Raw genomic sequence first — 21,774 nt, forward strand, 5'->3', positions numbered from 1 at the left:
AGGCCGCGGTCAGCCACCGTTAAGTATATGAAGGGATGGAAAGGTAATGGGTAAATAATGACACTTTCGTGACGGCTGTTGTCCGAGTATCTGCAGCGGCCTGGGCAGCAATGGTGTCGGCCACCCGGTGACGGAAGGGGGTTAAAACGCCCGCTGGTGCGGGCGTCTGTTATTAAATCGCGAGCATGACGGGCTCAAGCGGCAACGCCGGCAAAGCCGCGCAGGCCCACCACGTGCACATGCTCCTGCTTGCCGTGCACCTTGCGGATCAGCTTGTAAGTGGTGCCTTTTTCCGGGCTGATGTTCTCGGGTGCGGCAATCAGCAGCTGCATGTCCTGGCGTTCGCACAGCTCGAACAGGGTGGCGATGGAGCGGGCGTCCAGGCGCGCGGCCTCGTCCAGGAACAGCAGGCGGCAGGGCAGCACTTCGCGACTGCGCAGGTGACGGGATTCTTCCTCCCAGCTCTGCAGCACCATCAGCAGAATGGCCTGGCCGGTGCCGATGGCCTCGCCGGTGGAGAGCGCCCCGCTCTCGGCGCGCAGCCAGCCGTCGGCGCCGCGCTGCACTTCGATGTCCAGATCCAGGTAGTTGCGGTAGTCCAGCAGCGCCTGGCCCAGTACCTGCGGGCTGCGATCCCCCTGCTCCAGCTGCGGGTTAAGCCGCTGGAACAGCTTGCCCATGGCCTCGGAGAAGCTGAGCTCTTTGCTGTTGAACAGATCCTGGTGCCGCCCTTCCGGATCACTCAGGGCCTCCAGCAGCCGCTGGTAGGTGTCGCGGATGTTCACGTTGAGGCGCACCCCGGCCACCAGGCCGAAACTGATGTTCTGCAGGCCCTGGTTGAGCAGGCGGATACGGTTCTGCTCCCGGCGGATGATGGTGGTGATCTTGGCCGCCACCTCGTGGGAGGAGAGCGACAGCTGGCCTTCGCGCAGTTGCAGCTCGTCGGCCAGCCGGCCCAGTTCCACTTCCATCTCTTCCAGCGCCTCCACCGGATCGTCGGCGCGGATAATGTCGTGGCGGATGCGTGCCTTGAGGTAGCTGAACACCAGTATGTAGAACTGCACCTTTTGCAGGGTGTTGCGGTTGCCTTCGGAGAGGCGCAGGGCATCGCGCAGCTCCTCGTCGTGGTTTACCGCCATGCGCAGGGCGCCCAGTGCCTTGTCGGAGATGGATCTCAGCTCCTCGGCGTCCAGGTAGGCCAGTTCCGGCCGGCTCAGGCTACGCTCCACCCCGTGCTCGCGGGCCAGCCGTTCCACCCGGGCCCAGTTGGCCTTGTGGGCCACCAGCACCTTGCGGGCGGCAAAGTAACCTTGACCGTCCTTGCCCAGGCGCTGGCTCAGGGATTCGATCTCGCGCTTGGTGACCTGCCGCTGGGCCTCGGTCTGGCTGCGCTTGCCGCGGGTGTGCACCAGCTCGTTTTCAAGCTCTCGCTTGGCCTCGCGGGCCTTGTCTTCCATGTCGGCGGAAAGGACGATGCCCAGCGCCGTCAGTTCTTCGCGGAACTCGTTCAGGGTCTGGCTTCTGGCGTCGCGGCCAGTCACCAGTGCCGTGCGCGCCTGCAGGGCGTCGCTGACCCGCCCGGCCAGTTGCTCGGCGCGCAGGCCGGCCTTGCGCCGGGCCTCCTCGGCCTGCACCAGCTTGGCCTTGAGGCTGTCGTTCATGGCCGAGCTCTGGTTCAGCAGTTGCTCCGCGTCCGCATAGGCGAAGTGTGGCAGCCGCGCCACCAGTTGGTTAAGGGCATAGGTGCGGGCGCGGGCCTCGGTCAGTTCGGCTTCTGCGGCTTCCACCCGCGCCTTGAGGGCATCGTAGCCGGCAGGATCCTGGCGTAGCACCTGCACCTGCTCGGCCAGCCGGCCCAGTCGCTGGCCATGGGCGGCCATAAAGTCGCGCGCCACATCCAGTTGCCCGGCGTCCGCCCGGGCGGCGGCCAGGCGCTGGTCCAGCCCCTCGGCGGCCAGCCAGGAGGCCAGGGGCAGCAGCTTGTGCAGCAGCCCCTGCTGCTCGCGCAGGGCGGCCAGCTTCTGCTGCCACTGGGCCTGCTGCTCGGCCAATACCGTCTGTTCCTGCTCCAGTGCCTGCTGCTGGTCGGCAAGTTCGGTCAGGGCCTCTTCCGGGCTGGGGCCAAAGGCCAGTTGCAGGCCGTCGCTCACGAATTCGCTCAGTTGGTGGTAAAGCCGGCTGTGCTTTTGCTGGGCGAAGGCAGACTCCGCATAGCGGGCACTCACCGCCTCCAGCTCGGCACTCAGGGATGCTATCCGGGCCTCGCGGGCGGCGCGGCCGAACAGGGGATCGGCGGGAAAACGGGAATAGCGCAACTGCCGTTCGCCATTTTGCACCCAGATGGCGCCTTCCAGCTCGGTCGCCTGCAGCAAGTCTTCGTCGAAGGCGTCCGGGTTGCCCTGGATCAGGTACACATCCGGAGGGCATTCTTCCAGCACCTGCAACTGCTCCAGCGCCGCCAGGGGATCGGCCACCACGACGGCGTGGCGGGCCGGGCCGTACAGGGCCTCGTAATAGGGGGCGTCGTCCACGGCGATGTCGTCGTACACCTCTGCCAGCAGGGTGCCGCCCAGTTGCTCGCACAGGGCGAGCAGGCGCGGATCGGCATCGGCGCCGCTGCTCAGGCGACGGATCTGCTGCTCCAGCTGCTGCTTGGCGGCCAGGGACTGCTGCTTGCTCTGCTCGGCCTGGTGCTCGTCGCGCAGGGCCTGCTGCATGGCTGCAGTCACTTCGGCGCTGTCGGCCAGCATCTGGCCGCTCAGTTCACGCAGCCGCTCCAACTTGGCCTGGGCCTTGTGCCAGGCGGGGGCCTCGGCGCGCAGTTTGGTCACCCGGGGGGCTACCTGCGCCAGTTGGGATTGCAGCTGGCGCTTTTCCTCGGCGCAGTCGGCCAGTTGCTCTTCCACCTCGCTCTTTTGTTCGTCCAGCTCCGCCAGTTGCAGATCCAGCTCGGCTTCGTCGTGCACAGCCCGGCCGTGACGGGCCAGGGCTGCCTGCAGGGCCAGCACCTTCTGCCGGCGCTCGGCGGCCTGCTCGGCATCCTGCCGGGCGCGGCGAATGGCGTCTTCCCGCCCCAGCAGGCTCTGATAATCGCGCCCTTGTTCGATAAGCTGGCAGGCCTTGGCAAAGGCGGCGGCCCGCTCCACCGGGCCGGCCACGGCCTCGAGTAGCCCCAGGGCCTGGTCGTACTGGGCCTTGGCGGCTTCGGCCAGGGCAAGCTGCTGGCGTTGTTCCAGCACCACGGCGGTCAGTTCCTGCTCACGGCCCTGGTGGCGCTGTTCTTCTTCCTTGGCCTGCTCCGGGCCGAGCTCGGGCAGGCCGCAGCGCACCTTGGCCTCCCCCAGCGCCTGGCGAGCCTGGCGATACTGGATGGCACGGGTCTGCTGGGTGTCCAGCGCCTGCTGGTAGTCGGCCAGTTGGCTCTTGAGGCTGTCCACCTCCTCCTCGGCGGCGGCACGGGTAGCGGCGGCCTCTTCATGTTCGTCCTGCAGCTCGGCCAGCATTTCCTCCTGAATGGCGAGCTTTTCTTCCAGCTCGTCCAGCTCCTGCTGGTAGGCGGCGATTTTCTCGTTGAGCTTGACCCCACTCAGCACCCGGGCCAGGTGCTCGGAGGCAATGTCCAGCTCGTCGGTAAGCATCCGCTCCCGGGCGGACAGGTTGTCCAGCTCGTCGGCCAGGTAAATCAGCCGGGCCTTTTCCTCGGCCAGGATGCGCCGCTCCTCGGCCAGGGCCTTGCGCGCGGCCAGGGCCTGCTCGGACAGCCGTTTCTTCTCGGCACTGTTGCGCACATAGTCGGCGGCCACGTAGTGGGTGGTTTCGGTGATTAGCTGGCGAAACAGATCCCGCTGGCGCTGGGTTTCGCGAATGGCTTCCAGGGTGCGGCGGTTCTCGAAGATAGCCGCCTCCATATCATGGAAGGCCTTGCGGATGCCGGCGTTTTCCGGCAGCAGGTAATCCTTGAGACTGCGGCTGATGGTGCTGGAAATACCGCCGTACAGGGAGGCCTCGATCAAGCGGTAGAACTTCACCCGGTCGCGCTGATCTTTCAGCTTGCGCGGGGTCACGCCCATGTCGAACAAGAAGTTGTGATACTCGCTCACCGTATTGAAGCGGGTGAAACGCAGGCCCGCCTCGAGGACGGCGGCCTTCAGTTCGTTCAGGGAGCGCACCAGCCCGCGACCGTCGTCCAGCCGGCTCAGCAGCAGGGCGGTGGGGGCCGTGCCCTCGCCCAGCCCCTGCACCGCAAAGGGCACCATGTTGACCTTGTTATCCCGGTTGGCCACCTGTTCCAGGTGCACGCCAAACCAGACCCGCTCTCCGGCGGAGGTGCCCACCTCAATCAGCGAATAGCAGTGGCCCCGTTGCAGCTTGCCGTACAGGCCCTTGTCGCGGCTGCCGGACTGGCTGCCCGCCTCGGTGGTGTTGCGAAAGTGCAGCAGGCTGAGATCGGGAATAAGAGCGGCGATAAAGGCCGCCATGGTGGTGGACTTGCCGGCGCCGTTGCCGCCCGAGAGGGTGGTGACCAGGGCATCCAGCTCGAAGGTACGGGCAAAAAAGCCGTTCCAGTTGACCATGGTCAGGGAATGAAACTTGCCTCTGTTAACGCTGCTCACTGGTCGTTCTCCTGCTCTTCTTCTTCATTCTCGGTGCCGGCCACGGCCTCGCCGTCTCTTATCATGCGCAGTTGCAGTTCACGCGGATCTTCATCGCTGCGCACGTCGGCGGCAAAGCGGAAGACCGCCTCGGTAATGCGGAACTTGTCCTGGGTGCCCACGCTGCTGACCATGCCGAGTCGCTTCAACCGGCGGATGGCGCTTTTCAGCTTGTCGGCGAGCTTGCGCTTGTCGAGGTCGGAGCCACCGGCGCGCTGGTTCACCATGCGCAGCAGCGCCTGCTCGTTGGACAGGGTCAAAATCTCTTCCTGCAGGTCCGTCAGCGAAAACACCCCTTCGTTGATGAGCCGGTCCGGACTCAGGTAGAGGTAGCACAGCACCTTGCCCACCAGCATCTCCAGTTCGGAGAGGATGGAGGTGCCCAGCTCGCTGGTGGAGCGGGGTCGCAGGTAATAGAAACCCTCGGGAGCACGCACCAGCTCCACGTGGTAGCGCTGGTAGAAGGCCTCGAGCTCGGTAAAGTACTCCTGCAGCAGCGAGTGTTGCTCCAGTTCGTCGGCACTGATATGGCGGCCGGCGCGCAGCTGGTTGTCCAGCGCCGGAAACAGCGGGTTGGCGATGGCCTGGGCCAGGCGGGGGTCCAGGGCGAGTTCAGTATTGGTCGATAACATGTGCTTGTACCTTGGCCCCGTGGGCATTGATAGTCTGCCAGTCCGGCATGGCCGCGCCCAGGCGTTCGGCGTCGGCATGGCCCAGTTTCACCGCTTCGTCGATCAGCAGGCGGGCGAGATCAAAATGTTGGTAATGGGGAAAATCGTGCAGGTAGTCCCGGAGCACCTGGGCCAGGTCCAGCGGCCGGCCGGAGAGCGGAAAGTCCTGCAAGTGTTCGCGGATACGGCCCGACAGCTCGGCGGCCAGGTCCACCATGTCCTGGTATTCCAGCTCTTCGGGCAGTTCGCCGGTCACTTCCTCGGCGTAGGCCGCCATGGTCTCGTCGCGCAGCTCCAGCAGCGGCAGGGCCTGGCTGATCCGCAGCCGCCAGTTGTGCTGTTCGAACTGGCGAATGGACTCGCGCAGCCGCTGGCTGAAGGCGCGGTTCTTATCCATGTCGATGGCGGTACGGATAAAGCGGTGCACGTGACGGTCGTAGCGGGACCACAGCTCGATGCACTGGCTGCCCCAGTGGATGATGGCATCCAGCCGCGCCTGCAGTTGCTGGCACAGAGGGGCCACCGTAATGCCGCGCACGCTTTGCTGCAGCCGCTCTTCGATGTTGAGCAGGCTCTGCTGCAGGCCGTGGCCGGCCTTGTCCAGGGTGTCCTGCAGCTCGCGCAGGGTGAGGCCGGTTTCCCGCAGCAGCTGTTCGCAGGCGGAAATGGCTTCGTGCCAGTTCTTGTTGAGCAGGGCGGCGATGTTTGCCTTGACCGCGTTCTGCTGCTCGTCCATGGCCCGCTGGGTGTCGTCGATGCGTGCCAGCTGTTCGGCCACCGAATACTTGAGCCGGCCCTCCACCTCCTGGGCCCAGCGCTGTTCGTCCGGCTCGGCGGCAATGGCCTCGGCCACCTTGTCCAGATCGTGGGCGATCTGCTCCAGCAACAGCGACAGCTTGATCTGGCTTACTTCCCGCTGGGCGGCGAAGAATTCCACGATGGCCAGCCCCAGGCGGGTTAGGCGGTAGAGGCTTTCGCCCTCGCCCGGCTCGCCCTGGAAGCGACTCAGCAGGCGCTGGCGCACCAGATCGTTGATAGCGTTGTTGGCGCGGCTGCTCTGGGTGTCGTCGGCCTGGCCGAAGCCCTTGCTGACGTAGCCAAAGGCATGGTGCAGCTCGGCCTCGGTCAGTTGCGGCTGCTCGCCGCCCCGGCCGACGATATGCACCGCCAGCAGGAAGGCCAGCCGCTCCGGGGGCAGGTTTAAACTTAAGCTTTCCTCTCTGACCCAGCCGATCCAGTCCGGCAGGGTGCGGGACATTTCCGTCATCGTTCTGCTCTCTTCACCGTTGGCGCCACCCGGCCCTTGTCGGCCCGATGGCTTTTATATTTTCCCGTCACCTTAGCGCTTTCCCGTGACTCCTGCGCTTTCCGTCCCCCCCACGCTTTTCCGTCATCCCGTGCAGGCGGGGAGCCATTCAGTCGGCGGCCGGGCTGGCGCCTTTACGTGCCAGCACATGAATATAGCGCCCCAGGTGTACAAAGGGCTCCCGGCGGGCGTGGGCCAGTTCCATTTCTATCACCTCGTCCGGGCGCTCTGCTTTCACCTGGCGATCCACCATATAATCATGCAACACCCGCACGCCGCTGCGCCCGGTTATAGCAAAACCCAGCTGCTCCAGCCATCGGTAAACCTCGTCCGGCCGGCAGGGCCAGCCCGGCGTCAGTTTCTGGCGTCGTTTCTTGACCAGGTCGGCGTGCACGTAATCGAAGTTGCCCATTACCAGGCTGTGGAACAGCAGGCCGTCCCGGTTGTAGAACATCAGCGACAGCTGGCCGTCGTCCGCCAGCAGGGCGTTCAGCACGCTGAGCAGGCCGGCCTGATCCTCCACCCATTCCAGCACCGCATGGCACAGGATCAGGTCGAAGCGGCCCATGTCCGCGACAGTCAACGACTGTATCGGCGCCTGGATAAAGTCAAATTGCTGGTTCAGGCCTTTTTTCGCCACCTGCTCCCGCGCCAGCGCCAGCATCTCGCCGGACAGGTCGCACAGCACCACCCGGTGGCCGAGCGCCGCCAGGGGTTGCGACAGGGGGCCGAAACCGCCCCCCGCATCCAGGATGCGCAGCGGCCGTGGCGGCAGCGTCTGCAGCAGCTCGTCCAGATCCCGGCCCAGCACCGCCAGCCGGATGCGGCCCTTGGTGGTGCCGTAGATATTGCGGGCAAAGGTATCGCTTTTGCCATCGAAGCTGGTATTTGGCTGCACCTTGGTGTTTCTTCGTGACTCGGGGAAGGCTATTCTGGCATAACCGCTACGGTTAACAAATGCGTGCGTGCATGGAGACGATGTTTTTGGCGAAAAAGTGGCTGGGTAGCCTGTTATTACCGCTACCCCTGCTGCTGTTTCTGGGTTTTTGGGGGTTGTTTCTGCTGCTGTTGCGGCACAAGCGCAGCGGGATCGGCCTGTTGGTGCTGTCGCTGGGGACCTTGCTGCTGCTCGCCACCCGGCCGGTGGCCAATGCGCTGATGGCGCCGCTGGAATCGCGCTATCCCCCCCATGAGCTCACCGCCGAACCGGTGCAGGACATCATCGTGCTGGGGGCCGCCCAGGTGGCGGACCCGCGCCTGCCGCTGCTGAGCCAGCTCGGCCAGGCCGGGCTTTATCGCATCGCCGAAGGGGTACGCCTGGCCCACGCCTACCCGCAAGCCCGGCTGATCCTGAGTGGCTATGCGGGCGGTGAAGGCCGCACCAGCGCCGAGCTCTACGGCGAGGTGGCGGTGGCGCTCGGCATCGCCAGGCAGCGCCTGCTGATGCTGCCCAAGCCTAAGGACACGGCGGAAGAGGCCCGGGCCATCGCCCCGCTCATCCTGCATCGCCGGGCGGTGCTGGTCACCTCCGCCAGCCATATGCCGCGGGCCATGGCGCTGTTCGCCGCCGCCGGGGCCGCGCCCCTGGCGGCCCCGGTCGATCACCAGGTCAGGGAAAGCGGTGCCGCCCTGCCGCTTTATACTTATCTGCCCCGGGCCCGCTATCTGTGGCGCAGCGAGCAGGCCTGGCACGAGTACCTGGGGCTGTGGTGGCAGCGGCTCGGCCGCACCGAGGTCATATCTTTGACCGGGCACAACAAATAAGATGAAAAATTACATCAAATTGTGCCCTGGTTCCTAGTTTCACCGGATCTATGTCCCTATAATGATCACATTTAACTGAAAGGAAACAACTCATGAGACAAACACTGGTAATGGGCAACTGGAAGCTGAACGGCAGCAAGACCATGGTGGCGGAACTGATCAACGCCCTCAAGGCCCCCGCCGCCGAGGCCGCCAACGTGGCCGTGGCCGTGTGCCCGCCCGTGCTGTTCCTGGGCCGGGCCCAGGAGCTGCTGGCCGACAGCACCATCGCCCTCGGCGCCCAGGACGCGGACGTTCACACCCAGGGCGCCTTCACCGGCGAAAACTCCCCGGCCATGTACGGTGAGTTCGGGGTGCAGTATGTACTGGTCGGCCACAGCGAGCGCCGCACCCTGCACGAAGAAAGCGACGCCGTGGTGGCCGCCAAATTCGCCGCCATCCAGCAGGCCGGCCTGGTGCCGGTGCTGTGCATCGGTGAAACCCTGGAGCAGTTCGAAGCCAACGAAACCCAGGCCGTGGTGGAGCGCCAACTGCAGGCGGTGATCGACCACAGCGGCATCCAGGCCCTGGCCAGCGCCGTGATCGCCTACGAGCCGGTATGGGCCATCGGCACCGGCAAGACCGCCACCCCCGACATCGCCCAGAGCGTACATGCCGCCATTCGCGGTTTCCTGGCCAAGCAGGACACCAAGGTGGCCGCCGGCGTGCAGATCCTCTACGGCGGCTCGGTCAAGGGTGCCAGCGCCGCCGGCCTCTTTGCCATGGAAGACATCGACGGCGCCCTGGTCGGCGGTGCCGCCCTGCAGGCGGATGAGTTTGCCGCCATTATCAAGGCTGGCGCCTAAAAAGAACGGGCATATTGGTAATTTTACTACATATGCCCGCTGTTCCGGGTTTCAACCACGATTTTGAATTGAGGCCAAGATGATTAAACGAATTGGGGTACTGACCAGCGGCGGCGACGCCCCGGGCATGAACGCCGCCATCCGGGCCGTGGTACGGGCCGGTTTGCACCATAACCTGGAAGTATTCGGCATCTACAACGGCTACCAGGGCCTGCACGCCGACGATATCAAGCCGCTCGAGCGCCACAGCGTGTCCGACGTAATCACCCGCGGCGGCACCTTCCTGGGCTCGGCCCGCTTTCCCGAGTTCAAGGAAGAGAAGGTACGCGAGGAGGCGGTCGAAAACCTGAAGAAGCACGGCATCGATGCCCTGGTGGTGATCGGCGGTGACGGCTCCTATATGGGCGCCATGCGCCTGACCGAAATGGGCTTTCCCTGCATCGGCATTCCCGGCACCATCGACAACGACATTGCCGGCACCGAGTTCACCATCGGCTTCGACACCGCCCTCAACGTGGCGGTGGAAGCCATCGATCGGCTGCGTGATACCTGCAGTTCCCATAACCGGATTTCGGTGGTGGAAATCATGGGCCGTCACTGCGGCGACCTCACCTCTTCCGCGGCCGTGGCCGGCGGCGCCGAGTACGTTATCGTGCCCGAAATCGCCTTCGACAAGGACGAACTGATCAAGCAAATCCACGAAGGGGTAGCCAAGGGCAAGAAGCACGCCATCGTGGCCATCTGCGAAAACGTCTGTGAGGTGAACGAGCTGGCCAAGGAGATCCAGGCCGCCACCGGCCGCGATACCCGCGCCACCATCCTCGGTCATATCCAGCGCGGCGGTACCCCTACCGCCCAGGACAGGATCATGGCCAGCCGCATGGGCGCGCGGGCGGTGGAGCTGCTGCTGGAAGGCTACGGCGGTCGCTGCGTCGGCCTGCAGAACAACCATATCGTGCATCACGATATCATCGATTCCATCAAGCACCTGAAGCGTCCCTTCAACGAAGAGATGTACCAGCTGTCCAACACCCTGTTCTGAGGATGTTCAAGGCAGGCGCTCCGCCTGCCTTGCTTTACTTCTCCACTTTTTAATCATCATCCTGAATACCTCTTTATTGTCCCCGATCAAACCACCCTCGCCCTCCCGGGGTTATGCTGGCTCCCGTCATCAACCCAGAGGAGAACACCATGAGCGGATGTTGCGGCGCCTGCGGCGGCCAGGACAAAGAGCAGGAAAAGAAACAAGCGGAACAACAGCAGCAGCAGGCGGAGCCGAAGCAGGAAGAAAAGTCCTCCTGAAACCAGTCAGTTTTGGAATCCTTGTTCGGCCGGCTCCAATGCCGTTCGTCCAGGGCAGGCCGCGAGGACCTGCAGGACTGTCACCCCCGCGAAGGCGGGGGCCCATCGGCACCGCCCCATAACGTCGGCCCCCGGCTCTGCCATGGTACCAACCCGGAATATCCATAAGGCCAGCCCCCGCCGCTCTTCCCCCGGCTCTCGCCATTGGCCATAATGGCACCCTGATTGCTGTTCCAAGGCCCTGAAATGCTGGACATTATCGAACTAGATCCGCTGGTGTTGCTGCTCGCCGCCCTGGCCTGTTTTACCGGCGCCTATGTGCAGACCGCCATCGGCTTCGGCATGGCGATCATCGCCGCTCCCCTGATGTTCTACCTGGACCCGGCCCTGGTGCCCGGCCCCCTGTCCTTCGTGATCCTGATGATGTGCCTGATCAACGGCTGGCGTTTTCGCAAGGGGCTGGAGCTCAACCTGCTGGCGCCGGCGCTGCTGGCCCGCATTCCCGGCAGCCTGGTGGGGGTCTGGCTGCTGGGGGTGATGTCCCAGTCTTGGCTGGCCATCCTTATCGCCTTCACCATCATGCTGGGGGTGCTGGTGCGCCTGTGCAACCTGGCCCTGCCCACCAACGGCACCACCCTCTCCCTGGGCGGCTTTCTGTCCGGGGTCATGGGTACCAGCACCACCATCGGCGGGCCGCCCATGGTGCTGGTGCTGCACGGCGCCGACATGCACCGCATCCGTGCCAACCTGGCGGGCTTTTTCCTGGTGTCCAGCCTGATGTCGGTGATTGCGCTGATCGGCGGCGGTTATTTCGGCCAGGCCCAGTTGCTGCAGGCCGCTCCCCTGGTGCCGGCAGCCCTGCTCGGCAACTGGCTGGCGGTGCAGACCCTGCACCTGGTGTCGAAGCCGGTGATGCATTACGGATCTTTATTGCTCTGTACCCTGGCGGTTATCGGCATGCTAATCAATACCTTGTCATAATCCCATAGAATATGTGGCATTGTTAAACGGGGCGTAAAGGCCGATAATACCGGCCGCCATTTAATATCGCCGAGTGATCATGTCTGAATACCTGCTGCTGTTTGTCGGCACCGTGCTGGTCAACAACTTCGTGCTGGTCAAGTTTCTCGGACTCTGCCCCTTCATGGGGGTGTCGGGAAAACTGGAAACCGCCATCGGCATGGGGCTGGCCACCACCTTCGTGCTGACCCTGGCCGCCGCCTGCTCCTACCTGGTCAACCAGTACATACTGCTGCCGCTGGAACTTTTATACCTGCGCACCCTGTCTTTTATACTGGTGATCGCTGTGGTGGTGCAGTTCACCGAGATGGTGGTGCACAAGACCAGCCCCACCCTGTACCGGCTGCTGGGCATTTTCCTGCCGCTGATCACCACCAACTGCGCGGTGCTGGGGGTGGCCTTGCTGAATATCAACGAACAGCACAACTTTATGCAGAGCCTGGTGTACGGCTTCGGCGCCGCCCTGGGCTTTTCCCTGGTGCTGGTGCTGTTCGCCGCCATGCGCGAGCGCCTGGCCGGGGCCGATGTGCCGGCGCCCTTCAAGGGCGCGGCACTGGCCATGATCACCGCCGGCCTGATGTCGCTGGCCTTTATGGGCTTTACCGGACTGGTCAAGTTTTAACATGATGCATATCTTAATCGCCATCGCGGTACTGGCGCTGCTGGCGCTGATCTTCGGCCTGGTGCTGGGCTTCGCCGCCGTCAGGTTCAGGGTGGAATCGGATCCCGTCGTCGAGCAGCTGGATGAACTGCTGCCCCAGACCCAGTGTGGCCAATGCGGCTATCCGGGCTGCCGCCCCTATGCCGAGGCGGTCGCCAACGGTGACGACATCAACAAGTGCGTGCCCGGCGGCGATGCCACCATGCGCAAGATTGCCGACCTGATGGGGGTGGAGCCCCAGGCCATGGGCGAGGCCGCCGCCGAACCGGTAAAGAAGGTCGCCTTTATCCACGAAGACATGTGCATCGGCTGCACCAAGTGCATCCAGGCCTGCCCGGTGGATGCCATCGTCGGCGCCACCAAGGCATTGCACACCGTGATCCGGGACGAATGCACCGGTTGCGATCTGTGCGTGGATCCCTGCCCCACCGACTGTATCGAGATGATCCCGCTGCCGGTCACCCCCGACAACTGGAAATGGCAACTGCCGTCCATCGCCATCAAACAGGTAGAGTAAGATGTCGCTGTTACAGGATCTGAACGCAGGCAAGCTGCACGGTTTTCATGGCGGCATCCATCCGCCCGAGCGCAAGGCGCCGGCCAATATTGCCCCCATCGGCGAGGCCGGCCTGCCGGCGGAGCTGGTGCTGCAGGTGCGCCAGCATATCGGTCAGCCGGCCCAGCTCAAGGTCAGGGTCGGCGAACGGGTACTCAAGGGCCAGCCCCTGACCGAGCCGCTCAACCCCATGATGATACCGGTGCACGCCCCCACCTCGGGAGTGGTGACCGCCATCGAGGACAGACCCCTGTGCCACCCCTCCGGGCTGGACGGCCCCTGCGTGGTGCTCGAGCCCGACGGCGAGGACCAGTGGCGGCCGCGTTTCCCTATCACCGATTACCGGGCCCTCGGCGCCGACGTGCTACTGGAGCGCATCCACTCCGCCGGCGTCACCGGCCTCGGCGGCGCCGGTTTCCCCGCCCACGTCAAGCTGATGCCCCGGCGCAAGGCCATAGAGGCGCTGATCATCAACGGGGTGGAATGCGAGCCCTATATCAGCGCCGACGACCGGCTGATGCGTGAACACCCGCAGGAAATACTGCAGGGGGTGGCCATCTTGCGGCACATAGTGCAACCGCAAGTCACGGTGCTGGCGGTGGAGGACAACAAGCCCGAAGCCCTGGCGGCCCTGCGCAAGGCCAACGACGACGACCAGATCCTGATTGTGGCGGTGCCCACCAAGTACCCTTCCGGCGGTGAGAAGCAGCTGATCGAAATGCTCACCGGCCGGCAGGTGCCCCACAACGGCCTGCCCGCCGACATCGGCATCGTGGTGCAGAATGTAGGCACCGCCTTCGCGGTGAAGCGGGCGGTGATGGACGACGAGCCCCTGACTCGCCGGGTGGTCACCCTGGCGGGCGATGCCTTCGCCGAGCCCGGTAACGCCTGGGTGCATATCGGCACCCCGGTGCGCTACCTGCTCCAACGTTACGGACTCAGGCCCGAGCCCGAGCAGCGTATCATCATGGGTGGCCCCATGATGGGCTTTACCCTGCACAGCGCCAGCGCCCCCATCATCAAGGGCAGCAACTGCCTGCTGGCCCCGACCCGGGCCGAGCTGCCCCCGGCCGACGAGGAGCTGGCCTGCATCCGTTGCAGCCAATGTGCCGACGCCTGCCCCGCCAGCCTGCTGCCCCAGCAACTGTACTGGTTTGCCCGCGCCGGCGAGCACGACAAGCTCAACAGCCACAACCTGTTCGACTGCATCGAGTGCGGTGCCTGCGCCTATGTCTGCCCCAGCCAGATCCCCCTGGTGCAATACTACCGGGTGGCCAAGGCCGACATCCGCCAGGCCCAGCGCGAGGCGGAGCTGGCGGAGCGGGCCAAACACCGTTTCGAGGCCCGCCAGGCCCGGCTGGGACGGGAAAAGACCGAGCGTCAGGCCCGCCACGAGAAAGCCGCCGCCGAGCGCAAGGCGCGCATGGCCGAGCAGGTGGCCGCCGGCGGTGAGGATCCGGTGGCCGCCGCCCTGGCCCGGGTCAAGGCCCGCCAGCAGCAGGAGCAGAGCCCGGAAGACATGGCCGCCGCCCGCGCCGCACGCAAGGAAGAGGCACGCCGCAACCGGGAGCTGAAGACCCGGGAAACGGAGCAAGGCACCCCGGCGCCGGCCGATGACAAGGCAACGGCGGTGGCCGCCGCCATCGCCCGTGCCAAGGCGCGCAAGGCCGAACAGGAAACCGCGCCCGCCCCGGCGGCGGACAAGGCCGACGACGACAAGAAGGCCGCCGTGGCCGCCGCCATCGCCCGCGCCAAGGCGCGCAAGGCCGCACAGGAAGCCGCACCCGCCCCGGCGGCGGACAAGACCGACGACGACAAGAAGGCCGCCGTGGCCGCCGCCATCGCCCGCGCCAAGGCGCGCAAGGCCGGACAGGAAGCCGCACCCGCCCCGGCGGCGGACAAGACCGACGACGACAAGAAGGCCGGCGACGACAAAAAAGCCGCGATCAAGGCCGCGGTGGCCCGGGCCAAGGCCCGTCGGGCCCAGCAGCCGGCCACCCCCTCTCAACCCGATCGAGAAGACGAGTCCTAATGGCGTTTACACTCAGCAGTTCACCCCATGATCACAGCCCCCTGAACACCGCCGCCCTGATGCGGCGGGTCTGCTACTGCCTGGTCCCGGGCATACTGGCGCAGTGCTGGTTCTTCGGTTGGGGCAGCCTGATCCAGATGGCCCTGGCCGTGGCCACCGCCTACGGCGCCGAGGCCCTGGTACTGGCCCTGCGCAAGCGGCGCTTCACCCCCCTCAGGGACAATTCGGCCCTGCTCACGGCGCTGCTGATCGGCATCGCGGTGCCGCCGCTGGCACCCTGGTGGCTGGTGGTGATCGGCACCGCCTTCGCCATCATCGTCGCCAAGCAACTCTATGGCGGCCTGGGCCAGAACCTGTTCAACCCGGCCATGGTGGCCTATGTGCTGCTGCTGGTGTCCTTCCCCTTACCCATGACCAGCTGGCTGCCGCCGCTGGCGCTACAGCACTACCCGCCGGGGCTGCTGGACAGCCTGTCCGCCATCTTCACCGGGTTCACCCTGGACGGTTTCGCCCCCCACCAATTGCGCGAGTTGGCCGACGGCACCACCATGGCCACCCCCCTGGATGCCTTGAAAACCGGCTTCACCCAGGGCCATACCAGCAGGGAAATCCTGGCCGGCCCGGTGTTCGGCGGCCTGGCCGGCATCGGCTGGCAGTGGGTCAACCTGGCCTACCTGGCCGGCGGCCTGGCCCTGTTGCGGCTGCGGCTCATCAGTTGGCCGATACCGGCGGCCATGCTCGGCAGCCTGCTGTTGCTGAGCCTGGTGGGCTTTATGGTGTCCCCCGACGGCACCATCGGCCCCATGATGCACCTGTTTTCCGGCGCCACCATGCTGGGCGCCTTCTTTATCGCCACCGATCCGGTGTCGGCTTCCACCACCTTCCGCGGTCGCCTCATCTACGGCGCCCTGATCGGCCTGCTGATTTATCTTATCCGCACCTTCGGCGGCTATCCGGACGCGGTGGCCTTCGCGGTGTTGCTGGCCAATATGACGGTGCCCATGATCGACAGCCTGACCAAACCCAAGACCTACGGGGAGCCCCGCTGATGCTGGAGATGATGCGCAAGAACGGCCTGACCCTGGCCCTGTTCGCCCTGGGCTGCACCGCCCTGGTGGCCTTTACCCACAGCCTGACCCGGCACACCATAGTGGAGCAGGAGCAGGCCCAGTTGCTGCTGGTGCTGAACGAACTGCTGCCCCCCGATACCCACGACGAGCCCCTGTTCGACCACTGCATGCTGGTAAGCAACGAACACTACCTGGGCAGCCGGGAGCCGCTGCCCGCCTTCACCGCGGTGAAAGACGGCGAAGTACGGGGCCATGCCATCGAAGCCATCGCCCCCGACGGCTACAGCGGCGCCATCAAGCTGGTGGTGGGCGTGAACGCCGACGGTCGCCTGTCGGGTGTGCGGGTGCTCGGCCATAACGAAACCCCCGGCCTGGGTGACAAGATCGAGCTGAAAAAATCCCCCTGGGTGCTGGCCTTCGACGGCATGCAACTGCAGGGCGAAGACGACGCCCGCTGGGCGGTGCGTCGGGACGGCGGCCAGTTCGATGCCTTTACCGGCGCCACCATCACCCCCCGGGCGGTGGTCAGGGCGGTACGCCAGGTGTTGCTGATGCTGGAACTGGAGCCGGAGTTGCTGAGCCATTCCCCCCGCTGCGGAGATGCCCTATGACCGAACAACAACAAGACATCATCCGCCAGGGCCTGTGGCGGAACAACCCTGCCCTGGTGCAGATCCTCGGCCTCTGCCCGGTGCTGGCGGTGACCAGTACCCTGACCAACGCCATGGGCCTGGGGCTGGCCACCATGCTGGTGCTGATAGGCTCCAATGTTACCGTGTCCCTGGTGCGCCGCTGGGTGCCGAACGAGGTGCGCATTCCCATCTACGTGATGATCATCGCCAGTTTCGTGACTTGCGTGCAGTTGCTGATGAATGCCTACACCTATGGCCTCTACCAGTCGCTCGGCATCTTTATTCCGCTTATCGTCACCAACTGCGTGATCATCGGCCGGGCCGAGGCCTTCGCCTCCAAGAACAGCCCGCCCCTGGCCGCCCTCGACGGCCTGATGATGGGCCTGGGCTTTACCGCCGTACTGCTGGTGCTGGGCGGACTGCGCGAGCTGCTGGGCCAGGGTACCCTGTTCGACGGTGCCGAGCTGCTGCTGGGCGACTGGGCGGCGGGCCTGCGGCTCGATGTGCTGCACCTGGACAACGGCTTCCTGCTGGCGATACTGCCGCCCGGCGCCTTTATCGGCCTGGGACTGCTGATCGCCGCCAAAAACTGGCTGGACGGACGGCTGGCGGCCCGCCGGGCGCCGGCGCCCAAGGCCGAAATCACCAGAGCAAGGGTTACTTCGTTATGAACATGGAAAAACGCCGTCAGATCCTGGAGCGACTGCGGGCGGACAACCCCCAGCCCACCACGGAGCTGAACTACACCAGCCCCTTCGAACTGCTGATCGCCGTACTGCTCTCGGCCCAGGCCACGGACGTGAGTGTCAACAAGGCCACCAAGGGTCTGTTCGCCGCCGCCCCCACCCCTGCCGCCATGCAGGCCCTGGGGGTGGACGGCGTGAAAGAACATATCAAGACCATAGGGCTGTTCAATTCGAAGGCCGAGAACGTCATCAAGACCTGTACCCTACTGCTGGAACAGCACGGCGGTGAGGTGCCGGAGAGCCGCGAGGCGCTGGAAGCCCTGCCCGGGGTGGGTCGAAAAACCGCCAACGTGGTGCTCAATACCGCCTTCGGCTGGCCCACCATAGCGGTGGACACCCATATCTTCCGCCTGGCCAACCGGACCCGCTTCGCCCCGGGCAAGAACGTGGACGAGGTCGAGCAGAAACTGCTGAAATGGGTGCCGGCCGAGTTCAAGCTGGATGTGCATCACTGGTTTATCCTGCATGGCCGCTATGTGTGCCTGGCGCGCAAACCCCGCTGCGGCGCCTGCATCATCGAGGATTTGTGCGAATATAAAGACAAGCAATATCCCGATTCCTGAATCCCGGGCTTGATCCTCCCCCCTCGATCCGGGATAGACTTGGGCTCAACCGAGTAACCTAAGGAGCATGGTTTGCATACACTCAGGCTCTTTGCCGGTGCCTTCTTACATGCCCTGAATAACCTGCTGCCCATCGTTGCCGTGGTGTTGCTGTTCCAGTTGCTGCTCGGCCAGTGGCCGGAGAATGCCGCCGGTATGGCCCTGGGGTTGCTTATCGTGGCCGCCGGCATCGCCCTCTTCCTGCAGGGGCTGGAGCTCAGCATCTTTCCCCTCGGCAAGAGCCTGGCCAACCAGTTCGCCCGCAGGGGCTCGGTACCCATTCTGCTCTGCTTCGGTTTCGCCATGGGCTTTTCGGCGGTGATCGCCGAGCCGGCCCTGATCGCGGTAGCCTCCCAGGCCGAGCTGGTCAGTGAAGGGCGCATCCAGGCCCTGACACTGCGCCTGATCGTGGCCCTCTCGGTGGGTCTGGTGATGGCCATCGGGGTGCTGCGTATCATCCTCGGCCAGGGCCTGCACTGGTACATGATCGGCGGCTATAGCCTGGTGGTGCTGGTGACCTTCTTCGCCCCACCCGAAATCGTCGGCCTGGCCTACGATTCGGGCGGGGTCACCACCAATATCGTCACGGTACCGCTGATCGCCGCCATGGGGATCGGCCTGGCCTCGTCCATTAAGGGTCGCAACCCGCTGATGGACGGCTTCGGCCTGGTGGCCCTGGCGGTGATGGTGCCCATGGTCAGCGTGCAACTCTACGGCATCGTCACCTACAGCCTGGGCACGGCTCCTCTGCCCCTGTCGGCGAGCGACTTTCAGGATACCGTCACGCCTTCCCCCGGGTTGCGTGTCATTCTCGACCTTTTTTCCCTGCTGCGGGATGTGACGCCCATTCTGGTGGTGGTGCTCTTCTTCCAGTACCTGGTGCTGGGGAGAGCCCTGTCCAACCCAGTCCGGGTGTTTTTCGGCTTCCTGTTGGTGCTGGTAGGGCTTTACGCCTTCGTGGTCGGCCTCAAGCTGGGCCTTTTCCCCATCGGTACCAGCATGGCCGAACAGCTGATAAAGCAGGACCGGGCGCTCTATATCTACCTGTTCGCCTTCGCCATCGGCTTTGCCACCACCATGGCGGAGCCGGCGCTGATCGCCGTGGGCCACCAGGCGGAGCAGGCCGCACCCGGTGAGCTGAGCGCCCGGGCCATCCGCCTGGTGGTGGCCCTGGGCGTCGCCCTGGGCATCACCCTGGGGGTACATCGCATCGTCGATGGCGGCTCCATCCACCATTTCATCATCGGCAGCTACCTGTTGGTACTGCTGCTGATCTGGTTCTGCCCGCGCAACATACTGGCGCTGGCCTTCGATCTGGGCGGGGTCACCACCTCGGAAGTGACGGTACCGCTGATCACCGCCCTGGGGATAGGCCTGGCCAGCCATATCGAGGGGCGTAATGTGCTGATCGACGGCTTCGGCCTTATCGCCTTCGCCTCTATCTATCCCATAGTGACGGTGATGATCTACGCCATCGCAGCGGATCTGCTATTTAAATACCGGAGAGCATCCTCATGAAATTTTCATTACTGGTGGCCATAGTGCCGGAAGAGCTGGAGCAGGACTGCATCGATGCGGCCAAGGAGGCCGGAGCCGGTGGTGTCACTATCATGAGTGGCCGGGGCATCGGCACCAGCAGCAAGAAGACCTTTTTCGGGCTGACCTACGAAGGATCCCAGAGCATACTGCTGATGGTGCTGGAGAAAAACCTGTCGCTGCACGTGCTGAAGGCCATTCAGGCGGAGCTTGCGATCACGCCGAAGGACAAGGACGAAGGCGCTTCCAAGGGCGTGGTGCTGACCCTGCCCCTGGAGCACCTGGGCGGTATAGAGGCGGCCCAGCTCGAGCAGTTCGAACGTTTTATCAAGGACGACTTCTAACTAGCGGTCCCGAAGAGTAGATCACCCGATCGATGCAACAGAATTAGGATCAGGCAGTAAAGGAGCACACCCATGCTGGTAAAAGATATCATGGTGACCCAGGTCATCACCGTTTCCCCCTTCGCCAAGGTACGGGAGGCCCTGAGCCTGATGAAACGGCACAAGGTGAAATGCCTGGTAGTGGACAAGGCCAACGAGCACGACGCCTACGGCCTTATCACCTACTCCACCGTCATCAAGACCATAGTGGCGGAAAGCGGCGATATCGACTTGATCAATGTTTATGATGTCTGTGCCAAGCCGGCCATCGCCGTGGGCCAGGATCTGGCCATCAAGCACGTGGCCCGGCTGATGACCTGTTACGGTTTCAACCGCATACTGGTGCTGGACAACAACAGCCTGGTGGGGCTTATCACCATTACCGATATCATCGACACCATACTGGACATGGTGGAATAATAATAACGGACTGATTTTAAACTTTAATTGAACTACTGGGAGTCTTGATTATGCGTATTTTGCACACCATGCTACGGGTCGGCGATCTGGATAAGTCCATCGCCTTTTACACCGACATCATGGGCATGAAGCTGCTGCGCACCAGCGAAAACACCGAGTACCAGTACACCCTGGCCTTCGTCGGTTACGGCGAGGAAAAAGACGAGGCGGTACTGGAACTCACCTACAACTGGGGCACCGACAGCTATGATCTGGGCACCGCCTACGGTCATATCGCCATCGAAGCCGACGACATCTACGGCATGTGCGAGCAGATCCGCGCCGCCGGCGGCAAGGTGACCCGCGAGCCGGGCCCGGTCAAGGGGGGCACCACCGTCATCGCCTTCGTGGAAGACCCCGACGGCTACAAGATCGAGCTGATCGCCAAGAAGGACGCCGGCAGGGGGCTGGGGGAATAAATTACGGGGATTGGGGATTGGGGATAATCATCCCCTCCCTGATCCCTAGTCCCTATCTTATCGATAAGGCAGTTCTATCCCCTCGAACAGCTTGTCTATCTCTTCCGGCGCCTTCAGGGTAGTCACCTTGTCCACCCGCTCCCGGGTGAGATGCGGTGCGAACCGCTCCATAAAGTCATACATATAGCTGCGCAGAAAAGTGCCCTTGCGAAAACCTATCTTGGTGGTGCTGGCAGCAAACAAGTGGCTGGCGTCGATGGCTACCAGATCCGCATCCTGCACCGGGTCCACCGCCATGCTGGCCAGTACGCCGATGCCAATCCCCAGCCGTACGTAGGTTTTGATCACATCCGCATCGGTCGCGGTAAACACCACCCTGGGCTCGAAGCCGGCCCGGTTGAAGGCGATGTCCAGCTCGGAGCGGCCGGTAAAACCGAACACATAGGTGACCAGCGGATACCGGGCAATATCGGCGATGCTTGGCTTCTCGATGGCCGTCAGCGGGTGCCCCTTGGGCACCAGGATGCAGCGGTTCCAATGGTAGCAGGGCAGCATGATCAAGTCCTGATACAGGTGCAGCGCCTCGGTGGCGATGGCAAAGTCGGAGGCGCCCTTGGCCACCGACTCGCTGATCTGCACCGGGGTGCCTTGATGCATATGCAAGGACACCTTGGGATAGCGGGCAATAAAGCCCTTGATCACTTCGGGCAGGGCATAACGGGCCTGGGTATGGGTAGTCGAAATATTGAGCGAGCCCTGATCCGGGTGGGTATGCTGGCTGGCCACCGCCCTGATACTCTCGACCTTGCCCAGGATCTCACTGGCGATGCGGATGATATCCTTTCCCGCAGGAGTAACCTGGGTCAAATGCTTGCCGCTGCGCTCAAATACCTGGATGCCCAGTTCATCCTCCAGCATCCGCACCTGCTTGCTGATCCCGGGCTGGGAGGTATACAGGCTTTCGGCGGTGGCGGACACATTCAGGTTATGGTTGGCAACTTCGACGATGTAGCGCAACTGTTGCAGTTTCATGGCGTCTCAGGGTTAGGGTGACTTAGCTAAATACTATCAGACCTTGGAAAAAGATCCTCTGTAGCAACCGCACCGAATAGGCTAAT

19 protein-coding genes and 1 pseudogene are annotated in these 21,774 nt (G+C 64.0%); 15 read left to right on the forward strand and 5 right to left on the reverse strand.

Going from position 1 to position 21,774, the window contains the following annotated elements:
• Positions 1-194: 194 nt before the first annotated feature.
• The 4 genes from mukB to ACEVBK_RS10820 form a co-directional block, all read right to left on the reverse strand.
• The gene (mukB, locus tag ACEVBK_RS10805; RefSeq protein WP_375054956.1) at positions 195-4,613 is read right to left on the reverse strand and encodes a chromosome partition protein MukB; all 4,419 of its coding nucleotides are present in this window, start codon (positions 4,611-4,613) and stop codon (positions 195-197) included.
• Positions 4,610-5,284 carry a chromosome partition protein MukE gene (gene mukE / locus ACEVBK_RS10810; RefSeq protein ID WP_375054957.1) on the reverse strand — a complete coding sequence of 225 codons (675 nt, stop codon included), beginning with the start codon at positions 5,282-5,284 and terminating at the stop codon, positions 4,610-4,612. The genes mukB and mukE overlap by 4 nt, the downstream gene beginning before the upstream one ends.
• Positions 5,265-6,590 carry a chromosome partition protein MukF gene (mukF, locus tag ACEVBK_RS10815; RefSeq protein ID WP_375054958.1) on the reverse strand — a complete coding sequence of 442 codons (1,326 nt, stop codon included), beginning with the start codon at positions 6,588-6,590 and terminating at the stop codon, positions 5,265-5,267. Before mukF ends, mukE begins: the two co-directional genes overlap by 20 nt.
• Before the next feature lie 148 nt (positions 6,591-6,738).
• A complete protein-coding gene (locus tag ACEVBK_RS10820) occupies positions 6,739-7,527 on the reverse strand; it encodes a methyltransferase domain-containing protein (RefSeq protein ID WP_375054959.1) in 789 nt (262 codons plus the stop codon).
• An 80-nt stretch (positions 7,528-7,607) separates the two neighbouring features.
• On the opposite strand from ACEVBK_RS10820, the gene ACEVBK_RS10825 reads away from it, so the two are divergent.
• From ACEVBK_RS10825 to gloA, 15 genes and pseudogenes are all read left to right on the forward strand, one after another.
• The gene (locus ACEVBK_RS10825) at positions 7,608-8,393 is read left to right on the forward strand and encodes an ElyC/SanA/YdcF family protein (RefSeq protein WP_375054960.1); all 786 of its coding nucleotides are present in this window, start codon (positions 7,608-7,610) and stop codon (positions 8,391-8,393) included.
• Positions 8,394-8,485: 92 nt separating this feature from the next.
• Complete coding sequence (tpiA, locus tag ACEVBK_RS10830) at positions 8,486-9,238, forward strand: triose-phosphate isomerase (protein ID WP_375054961.1); 753 nt, start codon at positions 8,486-8,488, stop codon at positions 9,236-9,238.
• A gap of 79 nt (positions 9,239-9,317) precedes the next feature.
• On the forward strand, positions 9,318-10,280 hold the full coding sequence (pfkA, locus tag ACEVBK_RS10835; RefSeq protein ID WP_375054962.1) for a 6-phosphofructokinase: 963 nt from the start codon (positions 9,318-9,320) through the stop codon (positions 10,278-10,280).
• A 506-nt stretch (positions 10,281-10,786) separates the two neighbouring features.
• Positions 10,787-11,521 (forward strand): TSUP family transporter, encoded by a 735-nt coding sequence (locus tag ACEVBK_RS10840; RefSeq protein ID WP_375054963.1) that lies wholly within the window; start codon positions 10,787-10,789, stop codon positions 11,519-11,521.
• Between the two features lie 79 nt (positions 11,522-11,600).
• Positions 11,601-12,182: an electron transport complex subunit RsxA gene (gene rsxA / locus ACEVBK_RS10845; RefSeq protein ID WP_375054964.1), complete on the forward strand. Its 582-nt coding sequence runs from the start codon at positions 11,601-11,603 to the stop codon at positions 12,180-12,182.
• 1 nt (position 12,183) lies between these two features.
• Positions 12,184-12,738, forward strand: coding sequence for an electron transport complex subunit RsxB (gene rsxB, locus ACEVBK_RS10850; RefSeq protein ID WP_375054965.1), 555 nt, complete (start codon positions 12,184-12,186; stop codon positions 12,736-12,738).
• Between the two features lies 1 nt (position 12,739).
• Positions 12,740-14,791, forward strand: a pseudogene (rsxC, locus tag ACEVBK_RS10855) (electron transport complex subunit RsxC); the annotation flags it as partial.
• Positions 14,792-14,808: 17 nt separating this feature from the next.
• A complete protein-coding gene (gene rsxD / locus ACEVBK_RS10860; RefSeq protein WP_375054966.1) occupies positions 14,809-15,858 on the forward strand; it encodes an electron transport complex subunit RsxD in 1,050 nt (349 codons plus the stop codon).
• The gene (rsxG, locus tag ACEVBK_RS10865) at positions 15,858-16,490 is read left to right on the forward strand and encodes an electron transport complex subunit RsxG (RefSeq protein WP_375054967.1); all 633 of its coding nucleotides are present in this window, start codon (positions 15,858-15,860) and stop codon (positions 16,488-16,490) included. Before rsxD ends, rsxG begins: the two co-directional genes overlap by 1 nt.
• Positions 16,487-17,182, forward strand: coding sequence for an electron transport complex subunit E (locus tag ACEVBK_RS10870; protein WP_375054968.1), 696 nt, complete (start codon positions 16,487-16,489; stop codon positions 17,180-17,182). Before rsxG ends, ACEVBK_RS10870 begins: the two co-directional genes overlap by 4 nt.
• A complete protein-coding gene (gene nth / locus ACEVBK_RS10875; protein WP_375054969.1) occupies positions 17,179-17,820 on the forward strand; it encodes an endonuclease III in 642 nt (213 codons plus the stop codon). The genes ACEVBK_RS10870 and nth overlap by 4 nt, the downstream gene beginning before the upstream one ends.
• Before the next feature lie 72 nt (positions 17,821-17,892).
• Complete coding sequence (locus ACEVBK_RS10880; RefSeq protein ID WP_375054970.1) at positions 17,893-19,377, forward strand: DUF1538 domain-containing protein; 1,485 nt, start codon at positions 17,893-17,895, stop codon at positions 19,375-19,377.
• Complete coding sequence (locus ACEVBK_RS10885; protein ID WP_375054971.1) at positions 19,374-19,739, forward strand: P-II family nitrogen regulator; 366 nt, start codon at positions 19,374-19,376, stop codon at positions 19,737-19,739. Before ACEVBK_RS10880 ends, ACEVBK_RS10885 begins: the two co-directional genes overlap by 4 nt.
• Positions 19,740-19,811: 72 nt before the next feature.
• Complete coding sequence (locus ACEVBK_RS10890; RefSeq protein ID WP_375054972.1) at positions 19,812-20,198, forward strand: CBS domain-containing protein; 387 nt, start codon at positions 19,812-19,814, stop codon at positions 20,196-20,198.
• 50 nt (positions 20,199-20,248) lie between these two features.
• Positions 20,249-20,656 carry a lactoylglutathione lyase gene (gene gloA, locus ACEVBK_RS10895; RefSeq protein ID WP_375054973.1) on the forward strand — a complete coding sequence of 136 codons (408 nt, stop codon included), beginning with the start codon at positions 20,249-20,251 and terminating at the stop codon, positions 20,654-20,656.
• A 57-nt stretch (positions 20,657-20,713) separates the two neighbouring features.
• Here the strand turns inward: gloA and cysB are convergent, their stop codons facing one another.
• On the reverse strand, positions 20,714-21,688 hold the full coding sequence (gene cysB, locus ACEVBK_RS10900) for an HTH-type transcriptional regulator CysB (protein ID WP_375054974.1): 975 nt from the start codon (positions 21,686-21,688) through the stop codon (positions 20,714-20,716).
• Between the last annotated feature and the right edge of the window lie 86 nt (positions 21,689-21,774).

Origin of the sequence: Zobellella sp. DQSA1, from assembly GCF_041950555.1 — a bacterium.
GTDB lineage: Bacteria > Pseudomonadota > Gammaproteobacteria > Enterobacterales > Aeromonadaceae > Oceanimonas.